General features: G+C 62.3%; 13 protein-coding genes. 1 reads left to right on the forward strand and 12 read right to left on the reverse strand.

The annotated features are described in order from the left end of the window. Window positions 1–30 precede the first annotated feature (30 nt). On the reverse strand, window positions 31–1,491 hold the full coding sequence (locus tag C1N56_RS11920) for a phospholipase D-like domain-containing protein (RefSeq protein WP_021506448.1): 1,461 nt from the start codon (window positions 1,489–1,491) through the stop codon (window positions 31–33). Window positions 1,492–1,643: 152 nt separating this feature from the next. On the opposite strand from C1N56_RS11920, the gene C1N56_RS11925 reads away from it, so the two are divergent. Further along, on the forward strand, window positions 1,644–2,783 hold the full coding sequence (locus C1N56_RS11925; RefSeq protein WP_127833908.1) for a beta-glucosidase: 1,140 nt from the start codon (window positions 1,644–1,646) through the stop codon (window positions 2,781–2,783). Here the strand turns inward: C1N56_RS11925 and C1N56_RS11930 are convergent. The 11 genes from C1N56_RS11930 to C1N56_RS11980 form a co-directional block, all read right to left on the reverse strand. Continuing rightward, the gene (locus tag C1N56_RS11930) at window positions 2,780–2,956 is read right to left on the reverse strand and encodes a hypothetical protein (RefSeq protein WP_021506450.1); all 177 of its coding nucleotides are present in this window, start codon (window positions 2,954–2,956) and stop codon (window positions 2,780–2,782) included. The two genes, C1N56_RS11925 and C1N56_RS11930, sit on opposite strands and share 4 nt — an antisense overlap. Window positions 2,957–3,269: 313 nt before the next feature. Beyond that, window positions 3,270–5,471 carry a TonB-dependent receptor gene (locus tag C1N56_RS11935; RefSeq protein WP_394516684.1) on the reverse strand — a complete coding sequence of 734 codons (2,202 nt, stop codon included), beginning with the start codon at window positions 5,469–5,471 and terminating at the stop codon, window positions 3,270–3,272. Between the two features lie 170 nt (window positions 5,472–5,641). After that, on the reverse strand, window positions 5,642–6,874 hold the full coding sequence (locus C1N56_RS11940; RefSeq protein ID WP_394517473.1) for a beta-ketoacyl-ACP synthase: 1,233 nt from the start codon (window positions 6,872–6,874) through the stop codon (window positions 5,642–5,644). Then, window positions 6,874–7,605, reverse strand: a complete 732-nt coding sequence (locus C1N56_RS11945) for a 3-ketoacyl-ACP reductase FabG2 (RefSeq protein ID WP_059010474.1) — start codon at window positions 7,603–7,605, stop codon at window positions 6,874–6,876. Before C1N56_RS11945 ends, C1N56_RS11940 begins: the two co-directional genes overlap by 1 nt. After that, the gene (locus C1N56_RS11950) at window positions 7,605–8,078 is read right to left on the reverse strand and encodes an ApeP family dehydratase (RefSeq protein ID WP_021506454.1); all 474 of its coding nucleotides are present in this window, start codon (window positions 8,076–8,078) and stop codon (window positions 7,605–7,607) included. Before C1N56_RS11950 ends, C1N56_RS11945 begins: the two co-directional genes overlap by 1 nt. Beyond that, on the reverse strand, window positions 8,071–9,228 hold the full coding sequence (locus tag C1N56_RS11955) for a beta-ketoacyl-[acyl-carrier-protein] synthase family protein (protein WP_394516685.1): 1,158 nt from the start codon (window positions 9,226–9,228) through the stop codon (window positions 8,071–8,073). Before C1N56_RS11955 ends, C1N56_RS11950 begins: the two co-directional genes overlap by 8 nt. Beyond that, the gene (locus C1N56_RS11960; RefSeq protein WP_394516686.1) at window positions 9,225–9,800 is read right to left on the reverse strand and encodes a DUF3261 domain-containing protein; all 576 of its coding nucleotides are present in this window, start codon (window positions 9,798–9,800) and stop codon (window positions 9,225–9,227) included. The genes C1N56_RS11955 and C1N56_RS11960 overlap by 4 nt, the downstream gene beginning before the upstream one ends. Beyond that, window positions 9,797–12,118 (reverse strand): MMPL family transporter, encoded by a 2,322-nt coding sequence (locus C1N56_RS11965; RefSeq protein WP_394516687.1) that lies wholly within the window; start codon window positions 12,116–12,118, stop codon window positions 9,797–9,799. The genes C1N56_RS11960 and C1N56_RS11965 overlap by 4 nt, the downstream gene beginning before the upstream one ends. Then, window positions 12,084–12,695, reverse strand: coding sequence for an outer membrane lipoprotein carrier protein LolA (locus C1N56_RS11970; protein WP_394516688.1), 612 nt, complete (start codon window positions 12,693–12,695; stop codon window positions 12,084–12,086). The genes C1N56_RS11965 and C1N56_RS11970 overlap by 35 nt, the downstream gene beginning before the upstream one ends. After that, window positions 12,692–13,108: an acyl-CoA thioesterase gene (locus C1N56_RS11975; RefSeq protein WP_021508257.1), complete on the reverse strand. Its 417-nt coding sequence runs from the start codon at window positions 13,106–13,108 to the stop codon at window positions 12,692–12,694. Before C1N56_RS11975 ends, C1N56_RS11970 begins: the two co-directional genes overlap by 4 nt. Next, the gene (locus C1N56_RS11980; protein ID WP_394517474.1) at window positions 13,101–14,738 is read right to left on the reverse strand and encodes a glycosyltransferase family 2 protein; all 1,638 of its coding nucleotides are present in this window, start codon (window positions 14,736–14,738) and stop codon (window positions 13,101–13,103) included. The genes C1N56_RS11975 and C1N56_RS11980 overlap by 8 nt, the downstream gene beginning before the upstream one ends. Window positions 14,739–14,750: the final 12 nt, after the last annotated feature.

The raw sequence follows: 14,750 nt of genomic DNA on the forward strand, positions 1-14,750 counted from the left end.
ACCCGCCGGGCTGCGCGCGGTGCAGCCCGGCTATAGCAGCCACTCCACCGGCAGACGCCATACCAGCCGCACCAGCAAACGCTGCAATAGCGTGCACTGCGGCTCGTGCTTATGTACCACTTCCCGCGCTTCGCCGCTGTACTCCACCCAGTTAACGCGGCCCCACTTATCCAGCCGCAGTGCCCAGGCGCGGTCGCGCATGCCGCTGCTGAAGCGCTGATGGGTCTGCTGCGCCAGCGCTTCGCTCTCAATCACCAGCCCCATCTCCGTATTCAGCACCGCCGAACGCGGATCGAAATTAAACGAGCCAATAAACACTTTGCGGTTATCGACGGTGAAAGTCTTGGCGTGCAGGCTGGAGCCGGAATTCCCGGTCAGACCGCGATCGTGCGGGGCATCCGCGGCATTGGCCTGCGGCTTCAGTTCATAGAGCGCAATGCCGTGACGCAGCAGCTTCTTGCGCCAGCGCGCATAGCCGGCGTGAACCACGGTGACATCATTGGCGGCCAGCGAGTTGGTTAAGATGGCGATCTTAACGCCCCGCCGCTTCAGCGCCAGCAGCTGTGCCACCCCGGCCCGGGTCGGGACAAAATAGGCCGAAATAATATCGAACTGCTGCTGCGGCGTGCCGATCACCTCCAGCATGCGCTGCGGCAGCAAAGAGGAGCGCTTCGCTTTGCCCAGCCCTTTGCGCGGATCGTCACTTAGCAGCCGTGTGTGTGCCCAGGTCATGCTCAGCGAGCCCTGCTCCAGCTGGCTGACAAACGAGGATTTCTCCAGCCGCGCCAGATAGCGCTGCACCGCCTCGCTCTGCTGCCACTCCGGCGGTAAACGCACCGCTTCATGCGGCGGTGCGCCGGTGTCCACGACGCTGCGCAACGGCGATACCGCTTTGCTGTGCCAATAGCGGGCGAAATCTTCCGCCACTTCATCTACCGCCGGCCCCAGCGCCAGCACGTCGAGATCGGTAAACAGTGGCTCATTGCCGGTGCCAAAATATTCGTCGCCGATGTTACGGCCGCCCACCAGCGTTACCGCGCCGTCCACGGTCAGGCTTTTGTTGTGCATCCGGCGATTCAGGCGGGCGAAGTCGGTCAGATAGCCCAGCGCGCGCAGGGTTCGAAACGAGAAGGGATTAAACAGCCGCACGGCGATATTCGGATGCCGATCGAGTTCGGCCAGCGTTTCATCCAGCCCGGGCGTATTGTTGTCATCCAGCAGCAGGCGCACCTGTACGCCGCGCTCCGCCGCATCCAGCAGCGCGCTGAATAGCAGGCGTCCGGACATGTCGTTGTGCCAGATGTAATACTGGACGTCGATGGTGTGCTGCGCCATGCCCATCAGCAGATAGCGTGCCGCAAACGCATCCAGCCCATCGTTCAGCGGATGAATGCCGCTCAGTCCCGGATGACGGGCACATTGCTGTTGCGCATGTTCTCTCAGCCCGTCGCCCGGCCGTTCGCGTGAGGAACGCAGTGCCGCTTCGCTCATACTCAATCCCTGCTTACACTGAAGCTGTTATTGTTGGTATCACCGCACGTAAAGGCAATCAGAGCCGTCTACTTCCGCGTCGGGTGCGGCGTTAATTTAGTCTAGACTTAGCCAGGCGTTCTGCATCCGGCGTTCTTCGTGAGGAGAAGATCATGACTCAGCTATCCCCGCGCCATCAGCCCCGGCTATTTCGCAGCTTTTTTCAGGGCAGCTTCCCCTGCTCTACCGCCTGCCGCAGCGGCGGGCGACGACTGGATATGGTCATCAGCAGCGGCCACGACATGCTGCTGGAGAAAGATTACGCCGCGCTGGCGCAGGAAGGATTGCGCACCGCGCGCGACGGCGCCCGCTGGCACCTGATTGAAGCCACGCCAGGTGAATACGACTGGCGCACCTTTCTGCCGATGATTCACGCGGCGGCGCGCCATGATTTACAAATCATCTGGGAGCTGGCGCACTTTGGCTACCCCGATCATCTCGATATCTGGAAGCCGGCGTTTGTGGAGCACTTTGGCCGCTTCGCACGCGCCATGGCTCAGCTGATGCGGGATGAGGGCGTGGAGCAGCCGTTCTTTACGCCTATCAATCAGATATCCTTCTGGTCCTGGGCCGGCGCCGATGTCTCGTGGCTCGATCCCTACGCCAGCGCGCGCGGCCGCGAACTGAAACGTCAGCTGGTGCGCGCCTCGCTGACGGCCATGCACGCCATTCGCGACGTCTATCCGGACGCCCGCTTCGTGCTGACCGACCCGCTGGTGCAGATCGCCGCCGATCCGCATAACCCCGACAGCAAACCCTATGCCGACAGCCAGCATCAGGCGCAGTTTGAAGCCTGGGACTGGCTGGCAGGACGCGATGCGCCGGAGCTGGGTGGTCAGCCCGATTTTCTCGACATCCTGGGGCTGAACTATTATCCCGACAACCACTGGTTCTTCTCCGGCGACACCATTCCACCCGATCATCCGCAGCGTCAGCCGCTGCACCGGCTGCTTATGCAGTGCTGGCAGCGTTATCAGCGCCCGCTGCTGCTGGCAGAAACCGGCGCGGAAGGCGACGCGCGCGCGCCCTGGCTGCGGCATGTCAGTGATGAAGCGCGGCTGGCCTTAGCGCAGGGCGTGGCGCTGGAAGGCATTTCGCTCTATCCGGTGGTGGAGTATCCGGCGTGGGCCGACGATCGGCGCTCGCCTGGCGCGCTGTTTGGTCTGGGCGATCCCAATGGCAATCGCACCCTGCATGAAGCACTGGCGCTGGAGTTACGCAGTCAGCAGATTAAATGGCGCACCCAGGATTAAGAGTGCTGCACCGGGCTGGCGGTTTTGGGCGGGCAGGTTTGTACATCCAGTGACGGATCGGCTGGATGGCGCACGTCCGTCAGCCAGGTCATGGTGAAAAGGAACACTACGCCGATCAGGCAGGCGGAAAGCAGTCCAATGATGGCGATCAGTTTGTCATCCCGGGATTCCATCGACATCTCCTTGCGGGCGTCCGTAGTCGGTTGCTGGCCTCAGCTCATCCATAATGTAAGCATCAGGACGAAGATTATAAGGGTAACCGAGGTCACTGCAAGTACCACAATGGCGAAGTGCGCATCATCCAGCGGTTGCCGTAAAGGTTCGTCGTGATCGTCAGGTGGTGCGGGTGAACTCATGATGACTCAACAGGAAAGAGGCGTTTTTCAGCGGGATTGCCGCACAGAGTGTAATGGAATAGCGGCCAACGTACAGCACTATTTCTGGCGGAAAAGACCACGGAGCGTCACTACGCCCCGTGGTGGCCGCTTAGAAATCGTAGCTCATGCTGATTTTCAGCGTGCGCGGGTCGCCCTGTGCGAGATAGGTGCCGGTGTCATCAACGTTTGACCAGTACTTCTCATTGGTGACGTTTTCGACCGCCACGCGCCACACCAGATCGTTCTGATTCACCTTCATGCGGTAACGCATACCAAGATCCAGCGTGGTATAGCTGTCCAGCTTGAGGGTGTTGGCCGAGTTGGCGTACTGAGAGCCGCTGTGGTTGAGCAGCGCCGTCGCCGTCAGACCCTCCACCGGCTTGATGTCATACTCCGCGCCCAGCACGTAGGTGTAGCGCGGCACGCCGATCGCCTGTTTGCCATCGTAAGTGCCGCCGGCGGTTTTCTTCATCACCGGATCGATCCAGGTGGCGCTGGCGTTGAGGCGCAGGCCCAGCACCGGCTCACCAAACACGTTGGCTTCCACGCCGCGATGGCGCTGCTCGCCATCCATGACGTAGACATTGTCACTGTTGATCAGGCCGGACGGTTTCTGGATTTCGAACAGCCCCAGCGAGCCGCCGATGCGGCCGAAATCCGTTTTCACACCGATCTCATTCTGCTTCGAGTGCGCCACGCCAGTCACGGTGCCATAGTTGACGGCGTCTTTAGGGGCTACTTCACCAGGCTGCAGCGCTTCCGTATGGTTCGCGTACAGCGCCACTTCTTTCCACGGCTTGTAGACCACGCCGTACGTTGGCATCCAGCGGTCGTTGGTGAAGCGCGAATCAACGCTTTCCGCGCCGGTGTTGTAGTTATAGCTGCGCACCACCACTTTCTGATGGCGAGCACCAACGGTCACCAGCAGCGTATCGTCCAGTAATCCCAGCGTATCGCTCAGCAGATAGCCCTGGGTGCGGGTGCGCGACGTGGTAAGCGGATCGGAGAACTTGCCGCCGGCGAAGGTGGCCGCCGGTTCCGCCACGTCACCGCTGTGGTAGATATTAAACGGCGTGCCCACCAGCGACATGTTGTAGGCATTTTTCGCATTGGTGGTCAGCGCCGAGTAACCCACGTTGACTTTATGACTGACGAAACCGGTGTGGAACTCACCGCGCAGCCCCACCATGCCGCTCATGTTGTCCTGAATGCGGTTGGAGTAGAAGCTACTGATGGTGCCGTCACCGTTGCTGTTGGTAATGGTCGGCGCGCCGTAGTTGCCGGTTTCATGGGCGTGCTGTGCGCCGAGGCCGGCATACGCCGTCCAGCTGTCGGTAATATCGTATTCTGCTTTGGCGATACCGAATTCAGATTCCATATCGCTGTACACCCATTTCTGGCTGTAATTATGCGAATTTGACGGCACCGCCGGGATCACGCCGGCGCTGGCGAATTTCACGCCCTGTAAGCCGTCATGGAAGGTTTTCTTTTGATAGCCAACGTCCAGCGAGGTGCGCAGCCGGTCGCCGCGATAATCAAGACCGACCGAAGCCGCCGTGGTGCGTTTTTTCTCGCCGTCAACGCCGGTTTCGCCTTCGCGATGCACGGCGTTAACCCGCACGCCAAACTGATTGTTATCGCCAAAGCGACGCCCCACGTCCAGCGTTCCGCCAACCTGAGACGAGGAGGTGTAATCGAGGCCAACGCGATTGATCGGCGTATCTTCGGCATGTTTCGGCTCGAGGTTAATCATACCGCCGACGCCGGAACTGGCTGCGCCGTTAACCAGACTGTTCGCGCCTTTGAAGATCTCCACGCGATCGATCAGCGAAGCGTCCATCACCTGGCGCGGCACCACGCCCGGCAGACCGCCGAAAGTCATATCATCGCCGTCGAGAGTAAAACCCCGAATGCGGTAAGTTTCAGCAAAATTGCCGTAACCTTTGACGTTCTGCACGCCCGCATCGTTGCGCACCACATCGGCGATGGTTTGCGCTTGCTGGTCCTGAATCATTTTTGCCGTATAGCCGATGACGTTGAACGGCACGTCCATGGCGTTTTGCTCGCCCAGCATGCCGAGGCGACCGCCGTGGGCAATCTGGCCGTCGAGAAAGGCCGGTACTAAGTCGTTGCCGCCGGGTTTGAATTCACTCTGCGGCGTGGCGGTGACGGTCAGCGTCTGCTGTTCGTTAGCGCTCTGGGTCGTTTTACTGGTGTTAGTGGTAGCAGCCATCACTGGCAAACAACCGGCGCTGACCAGCATGGCCAGCAGCGTCGGTTTCATTCCGGGATTGAAAGGCGTTCTGCGCATGGTTATCCCCTGATGCAAACTATACTGAGAATCATTATTATTGCGGTTTGCGATTATGCGCAGCGTACAGCCAAATGCAAGCGAAATCCGGCGGTGTACCACCGCCAGACGCATCATCGGGGGAAGAATATTCCCGCCGGACGACGGGAATGCTGGGTAAACGGAGCGAATCAGGCGTCGCGCCAGCGTTTAAACACCAGCGAGGTGTTGATGCCGCCGAACGCAAAGTTGTTTGACTGGATATAATCGGTCTGCAGCAGACGAGGCTCGCCGGTGATGTAATCCAGCTCACCGCATTCGGCGGCGGGCTGCGTCAGATTCAGCGTGGGCGCAAACCAGCCCTCACGCATCATCTCAATACTCATCCAGGCTTCCAGCGCGCCGCAGGCACCCAGCGTGTGACCGAAATAGCTTTTCAGCGAAGAGATGGGCGTACGATTGCCAAAAATTGCTGCCGTCGCCTGGCTTTCGGCAATATCGCCGCGATCGGTGGCGGTACCGTGTGCGTTAATGTAACCAATCTGCGCTGCCGTCACCCCTGCGCTGTCCAGCGCGCGCTGAATACAAATCTGCATGGTTTCACGCTGCGGCTGAGTGATATGGGCCGCGTCACAGTTAGTGTGAAAACCGACCAGCTCCGCATAGATGGTCGCGCCGCGCGCCTGCGCATGTGCCAGCGATTCCAGAATCAGCGTGCCCGCCCCTTCGCCAATCACCAGACCATCGCGCTGTTGATCGAACGGTGCCGGCGAGGTGTGCGGCGCGTCGTTACGCTGGCTGGTGGCAAACAGCGTATCAAACACGGCGGCTTCCGAGGGGCACAGCTCCTCTGCCCCGCCCGCGACCATCACGGTCTGATAGCCATGGCGAATGGCTTCCCACGCGTAGCCAATCGCCTGGCTGCCGGAAGTGCAGGCGCTGGACGTGGGGATCACGCGACCGCGCAGACCAAAAAACAGTCCGGCGTTAACCGCAGTGGTATGCGGCATCATCTGCACGTAGGTGGTGCCGGTGATGTTGTTGGTGTGCTTTTCCGTCAGCATGGTGGCGAATTCGCTCACCGGACCGGTGCTGCCGGTCGAAGACCCATAGGCGATGCCGGTTTCACCACTGGTCAGCACCGGATGGTCAATCAGGCCGGCCTGCTCCAGCGCCAGCTCGGTGGCACGCGTCGCCAGCAGTGAGACGCGGCCCATGGCGCGGATGCGTTTACGCGTGTAGTGCGGCGGCAGCGTGAAGTCATCGATCGGCGCGCCCAGCAGCGTGTGCAGCCCATCATAGACTTGCCACTCCGGCATTTTACGTACCGCATTCTGGCCCTGTTTAATGCGCTGCGCCACCGCGCTCCAGCTCTCACCGAAAGCGGTGACGCCGCCCATACCGGTAACCACTACCCGCTGCATCACAACATTCCTCCGTTGATGGAAATCACCTGCCGCGTAACGTAGCCAGCGATATCCGACATCAGATAGCTGGCCAGGCCAGCGACTTCGTCTGCCGCGCCCATACGTTTCATCGGAATGATTTTCAGCGCTTCGTCGATTACCTGTGGCTCAAGATCGGTCATGCCGGTATCGATCAAACCTGGCGCGATACAGTTAACGGTGATTTTGCGTTTCGCCAGTTCAATCGCCAGCGCTTTCGTGGCGCCGATGATGCCGGCCTTGGCCGCGCTGTAGTTGACCTGTCCGCGGTTGCCCATCATGCCGGATACCGAAGAGAGGGTAATGATGCGTCCGCCCTGGCGCAGGCCGATCATCGGCATGACGCAGGGATGAATCACGTTGTAAAAGCTGTCGAGGTTGGTGTGGATCACGCTGTCCCATTCATCTTCGGTGAGCGCCGGAAAAGCACCGTCGCGGGTAATGCCCGCATTGCTGATCACACCATAATAAGCACCGTGCGCGGCGATGTCCTGCTCCAGCGCGTTACGCGTGGCTTCCCGCTGTGCCACGTCAAACTGCAGCGTGCGGCCACGGCCGCCTGCGGCAACGATCTGCGTCAGCGTCTGCTGTGCACCGACGGCGTCGCGGTGGTAATGCACCACAATATCAAATCCGTCGGCGGCCAGACGTAAAGCCATGGCACGGCCAATACCTTTACTGGCCCCGGTTACTAATACGCTGCGGGTCATCACTCGGTTCCTTGTTGCGCTAATCGGGTTAATTCGTCGTCGTCGGGCTGGTAGGTGTTCAGTCGTCCGCTGGCCAGCAGGCTGGTGCCGCAGCGGATCTCGCCCTCAAAACTGCCCAGCTTGTCATCGCGCATCAGCAGGTGCATCTCAATCTGCAACGCACTGTGTGCCGCGAAGGTGGACGCACTGGCACGATAGCCACGCCCGCCCAGCAGCATGCCGGGGCGTATGTCACTGGCACCGCGCTGGCGGGCATGAAAGCCGGACCAGACGCCCACGGTCTGCGCCATGATCTCGACGCCAAACCACGCCGGCAGCTCGCCCTGCGGCGTGAGAAACGGTGCCAGCACGCCGTGCGGGCTCACCGTGACCGCACAGACAACGCTGTCTGGCGTGACGTCAAGCACGCGCTCAAGCAGCAGCAGCGGCGCGCGGTGCGGCAGGTAATCGCCCACCGGCAAAAAATCATTCATGCGAAGATCCTACAATCAGGCAGGTATTGTTCCCGCCAAAGGCAAATGAGTTGGAGGCAATCACCGGGCGCGCCAGCGGCTGTGCCACAGTCAGCAGTCCACAGGGCGGCAGCGTACTATCCTGCGTCGCGTGCGAAAAATCCTGCGGCGGCAGCGACAACTGTTGCTGGATAATCAGGGCCGCCAGCGCGGCTTCGGTGGCGCCTGCTGCGCCCAGCGTGTGGCCGGTGAGGTGCTTGGTAGAGCTGCACGGCACGGCATCGCCAAACAGGCGGTGAATCACCGCCGCTTCAACCTGATCGTTGAGCGGCGTGGCGGTACCGTGCAGATTGATATAGCCCACCTCGTGCGGCTGCAAACCGGCCTGCTGCAGCGCCATGCGCATGGCGGCTTCCGCGCCCACGCCCTGCGGATGCGGCGCTGACATGTGCCAGGCATCTGACGATTCACCGCAGCCCAGCAGCGCCAGTAGCTGTGGCTCGCGCGTCAGCAGCAGCAGCGCCGCCGCTTCGCCAATCGAAATACCGTCGCGCCCGGCGCTGAACGGTGCGCAGTGATGTTCCGACAGCGAATCTAGGCTGGCAAAGCCGTTAATCGGCATGCGGCTGAGCGAGTCCGCACCGCCCACCAGCGCTACGTCGGCCAGACCGGCAGCAATCAGCCGCGCCCCGCTGATGATGGCGCGCGCGCTGGAGGAGCAGGCCGTAGAAATGGTGTACGCCGGGCCATCCAGCTGCAGATAGTGCGCCAGAAAGCGCGACGGATCGCCCATTTCCTGCATCCGGTAGTCATAACCGGCATGGCCGCCGTCCGTCTGCCGATCGCCCTCATCCACGCCGGAAGTACTGGTGCCCAGCACGATGGCCACGCGGGCGCGACCATAGCGCGTAATCGCCTTATCCAGCGCCGGCTGACACTGCTGCAGCGCCGCCAGCAGCAAACGATTGTTGCGCGTATCATGCGCCGCCAGTTCAGCCGGTACCGGCGGCAGCGCGCCCGGCACTTCACCCAGCCAGCAGCGCTTGCCCTGCGCTAACCAGCCGTCACGCAGCTGCATGCCGGGCGCTGTGCCCTGCTGTAGCTGGGCGGCAATCTGCGCCAGGCTGCTGCCCAGCGCATTGACCATGCCAAAAGCCGACAGGTAAATCATGAGGAGGTGTCCAGATGCTGGATGTGAATCTGATAGCCAAAGGCGCGCTGATCGACGCTAATCGGCTCACGCTGTTCCCCGCGCTGCAGATAATGAATCTGGCTGATCAGCTGTCCGGAGGCATCGCGCAATTCGCGCCGGTCGCCCACATCGCGTAGCGTCCAGCCGGACGGCAATTGCGGCTGCCACGCGCTGACTGGCCAGTAGCTCAGCATAATATCGGCCAGCACCTGGCTGGCTGGCGGCAGGTCGGGCAGCGCCATCATCTGCTGGGTATGAATCCCCTGTTGATCGTAAGTGACGCGGAATAGCCGGATGCCAAGCGACGACAGCCCGGCCAGCGAGATCTGCTGCGCATCCGCGCTGAGCAGCACCAGCAATGACTGGGTTTTGCCCTTCACGCGCCCGGTCAGCAACTGCTGCTGCTGAAAGCCGGGCGAGATGCCCGGTGCCGGCAGCGTGACGCGCACGCCGGGTTTGAGCCAGGCCGTGGGCCGGCTGGACTCGTCATGGTGAGACGCACACCCGCTCAGCAGCAGGCTGAGCGCCAGCAGTAACGCACCCATTCTCATCGTGATTTCCTTTTTCCGCCCGCCAGCGCCAGCGGCGCCAGTAAAAATGCACAAAAAATTCCGCTGCACAGCACAGTACCAAAGCTGCTGATGGCGCTGGTGCTGCTGAATACCAGCATGCCCAGCGTCAGCAGCGTGGTCATCATCGCCAGCGTCACCGCCAGCATCGACGTCAGCGGCGTGCCGCGCGGATTACTGAAAAACAGCGTGTAATTGATGCCAATGCCCAGCACCAGAATCAGCGCCAGCAGCGCAAACAGATTCAGACTGGCACCCAGCCAGCCGAGCGTGGCCAGCGCGGCCGCCAGCGACAGCCATGACGGCAGCGCGCTGCGCAGCCCGGCTTTGAGGCCAAGGCGCAGGGTGTAACTGACGGTGATCAGCAGCAGCGCCAGCGCCAGCAGGCCGCTTAGCAGCGTGCGCCAGAAGCCAAACAGCTCATCGTAACGGGCCTTGCGATCGACCCAGCTCACGCCTGCTTGCCCTGTCGCCAGCTTTTGCAGCGCGGCACTGTTCTGCACGCCGCTCACCGGGACCAGCACGCTGCTGCGTCCGTCAGGCAGCAACAGCCACAGCAGCCGCCAGCCTTCACTCAGCGGACTCGCCAGCCACGCCTGCACGCAGACCGGCATCGGCTGCAGACTGGCCTGCGCCGGACGAATACCGGCCTGTTGCAGACGCGCCATGATGGTCGGGGCCGCCTGCTGTAACAGCGCGACATCCTGTTGCTGCTGTTCCAGCGTGCTGAGCGGCAGCAGGCGATAGCTTGTCAGCCAGCCCTGCTGCTGCGCGCGCTGCAGTTCGGGCGCCAGCGCATTAAGCCGCTGCAACACCTGCTGCTCGTTATCACCCCAAACCACAAACCAGGTTTGATCGGCCTGTTGCCCGGTGAGCTGCGCCAGCTGGCGATCCTGCGCCAGCAGCTGCGCCGGCGCGCTCTGCAGATGAGCAATATTATCGTCGACGCGCAGCTGTAAGATGCCGCTCAGCGCGTAAAGGGCTACCAGCAGCGGTAACCCGACGCGCAGCCCGCGCTGGCGGCGCCACGCGGCCAGCCAGCGCGCCAGCCACACCATCGCCGGCACCGGTCGCACCGGCAGGCCGCGCACCAGCCACGGATAGAAACAGATCACCGTCAGGCACGAGGCGCCCAGGCCGCTGGCGGCAAATACCGCCAGCTGGCGCAGCCCGGGAAACGGTGCCAGCAGCATCAGCAGCCAGGCGATCGCCGTGGTGCCCAGCGCCAGCAGCAGCGTACCGCGCACTTTATGCAGACTCTGCCACGGTGTGGCGTGCTCACCGTGCACCATGCGTTCCGTCAGGTAGTACAGCGTATAATCGGCCGAGATGCCGACAATACTGAGACTCATCACCAGCGTGGTGAGATGCAGCTCACCAAAAAACAGCAGCGTGAACACGGTGCCGGCCATCGCCCCGATGGCTACCGACAGCACGCTCAGTGCCAGCGGCCGCAGTGAGCGAAACACCAGCCACACCAGCAGCAGCAAACCGCCCAGCGTCACGCTGCCCAGCGTGGCAACATCATGCTGCGCGCGCTGGCTGGCATCGTCGCTGAACAGCACCGTGCCGCGCGTCAGCAGCTGCGCCTGCGGCCAGCGCTGTTTCAACTGCTGCTCAAGCTGATGCAGCGCGCTGACCAGCTGATGGCTCTGCGCCATGCTGAAGGCGTTATGTACCAGTTCGCCGTGCAGAAAATACCAGCGGCGCTGCTGCGCATCGCTGACCGTCAGCCAGCCGTTGTGCAGCACCATTTTGCTGGCGTTCTGCTGCAGCGCCAGCTGCGCGCCACGCACCAGCAGCAGCGGGTCACCGGCAAGCTCTTTGCTGCTCACCCCGGCAAACGCCGAAAACAGCTGCGCCAGAATCCAGTCGGCCTGCGCGCCGCCGCCGTGCTGCAGTCGCGCACGCGTCAGCGGATCGATCAACCCGTTGCGATGCTGATAAGCAAAGCTTCCCCAGCGCTGCAGCTGATCACCATCCAGCGCGCCGCTGACCTCACTGAGCATCGGCAGTGCCCGGAGCTGCGCCTGCCACCACGCAGCGGCGGCGTCACCGTCCGCACCGGGCGCACTCACCAGCCACACCAGCTGGCGGTCGAGCCGCTGCATAAAGCCCTGCTGAATCTCTGCCGGTGCCTGGCCAAGATTCTGCTGCGGCAGCAGAGCCAGCACGCTGCTGTTAATGTGGCTGCGCGGCAGTAACCAGGCCAGCGCCAGCATCAGCATCAGACAGACGGCCAGCCACGCGCGCGCGGCAAAAATCTCACTGCGCTGCGGCAAAACGGGCTCGCTCTTCATCAGTCAGTTGGCCGGGCTGCGTACGGGTATCGCTCAGAGTGATTTCCGTTTTATCGCCCTGGCGGTCATCCAGCGTAATGCGGTTGAGATACGCCGCGCCCTGCAGATCGATGCGGTTGAAGATCTTATTCAGCGGTGCCGCTTTCGGCGTCAGGCTCAGCTGCCAGCCGTCGCCACCATCATCGCGGAAATCGAGCACAAAATTCTCGCGCAGTACCTGCTCATCCGCCTGGAACAGCGCGCGCAGCAGATGGTTAAACTGGAACATTTGCGGATTGCTGTCTGCGGTGATCACCTGCGGCGGCTGGCCGCTCATGCTTTGCACCATGCGGTGATCATCCAGAATCAGCGTCATCGGAAACGGTGTCGCCTGGTGCCACCACAGCCCCTGCTGCTGAGCAATCAACAGCTGGCCGCGCGACATCAGCGGCTGCGCCATTCCAGCGATGCTGCGTACCTGAACAAAGCTGGCGCGAATCACCGGCTGGCTGGCAAAGCGCTGCTGTAGCTGTTCCAGCGTCACCGCGCTGGCGCTGGCGCTGAGCAGCGTCAGCAGCAGGCAGACCAGACGAATCATGATGACACCCCCAAACGCTGCAGCAGAATATCCGGCGAGACAAAGCACATCTCCTGCGTGCTGGCGCTGACCGCCACCTGCAGCGTGTGCGCTTTGGTGGTCACCTGCCCGGCAGCGTTACGGATGACATAATCGATGCGCAGCCGGTTCTCATATTCGCTGATGCTGGCTTCAACACGAATGGCCTCTTCACAGCGCAGCGGCAGGCGGTATTTAACCCGGGTATCGACCACCGGCCAGACGTAGCCGCTGGCGCTCATCTCTGCATAGCTGTAGTTGATACTGCGCAGCAGCGCTTCACGCGCCACTTCGAAGTAGCGGAAATAGTTGCCGTGCCACACCACGCCCATCGGATCGCAGTCATGAAACGAGACCACCCGTTCAATCTCCGCGCGCCAGCTTGCGTCACGCATCGCGTTGCTCCTCTTCGGGCAGAGCCCAGAAATCGTAAAAGTTAAACCAGTCCAGCGGTGCCAGCAGGGCATGATGCTGCAGGCGCGCAGCGTAGCGATCGACCGCCGCCTGCAGCGCCTGCTGTCGTCCATTGCGCGGCAGCGGTAAAGGATCGGCAAAGGCCTCGCAGTGCACGCGCAGTTTGCCCTGCTGGCGCAGCGCGAACATCAGCAGCACCGGACAGCGCAGCGCCGCCGCCAGCACAAAGGGTCCCTGCGGGAACGGTGCCGGTTGGCCCATAAATTCACTCCACACCACGCGCCGTTCGCCGCCGCGCTGACGCTGCACGGCGGTGCGGTCGCCAACAATGGCCACCCACTCACCGGCATCCAGCTTTTGCTGCAGTAAAATTGCGGTGTCCGGGCCGATATCACTGACCGGCAGCAGATTGACGCCCGCCTGCGGCGCAATGCTCTCCAGCACCGCGCGGAAGCGCTGGGCGTTGTCGGTGAATACCAGCGCGTTGATCACCAGACCGCTGACCTGCTTCGCCATCGCCCGGCAGGCTTCGATATCGCCCAGATGCGAGGCGAGAATCAGCTGGCCTTTGCCTTCAGCGGCGCGAATCACCGCTTCCGCACCGGGCGCGAAGTCGATATCGCGTCCCCATTGCAGGTCACCGCGCCAGCTGGCGACTTTATCCAGCATGCTGTTGCCAAAACGCAGGAAGTGGCGATAGCTGCTGAGCGGCCGCGGCAGCGTAATCTGCTGTTGATGCGCCACGGCCTGTACGCGCGTCAGCCACTGCTGCGACGCCGACCGCGCCGCGCGACCGCTGAGCCAGTACACCGCCACCACTGGCCACAGCAGCAGAATAAACGGCAGGCGGCCGGCACGCTGGTACAGCCACAGCATAAAGCGCAGCCCCCACTGGCCGCGGCGCTCTGGCGTCGCTGCCCAGTGCGCCTGCTGATGCCGGCGGGATAGCAGCTGCGGGATGCGTGGCAGCATGCCAAAGAACAGACGGGTGTGCATCCACGAGATACGCAGGTTGTCGTGCAGCGCGTCAAAGTGTGAGACGCCGCTCGGCGGATAGGTCACGCGCGTGCGGATAAACCGGCTCGGCGTGCCCTGCCAGTAGAGGCGCACCATGATCTCGGTGTCAAAATCCATGCGCTGGCCAATAGCGCGGCGATCGCACAGCTCAAGCGACGCTGCCAGCGGATAGACGCGGAAACCGCACATGCTGTCTTTCAGCGAGAACGACAGCGTTTCCACCCATACCCAGAAATGGGTGATGTAGCGTCCATAGAGCCGGGATTTCGGGATTGAGGCATCGTACTGCGGCTGGCCGGAAATCAGGCAGTGCGGATAGCGTTCGGCCTCTGCCAGCATGCGCGGTGTGTCCTCCACCTGATGCTGTCCGTCGGCGTCCAGCTGCAGCGCATGACTAAAGCCCGCGGCTGCGGCGGCGCGCAGTCCGGCAATCACCGCCGCTCCCTTACCCTGGTTGTGCGGCAGCGTCAGCACCCGGAGCTGCGGCGCATCCAGCGCAGCGATGTGCTGTTTGGTCCGGGCATCGCTGCCGTCGTCGACCACGATCACCGGCAGGTTGAACGGGGCCAGCCGCGCCAGCACCGACGCCAGCATGGCACCGTGGTT

The sequence above is a fragment of the Pantoea sp. SGAir0175 genome, from assembly GCF_043547855.1.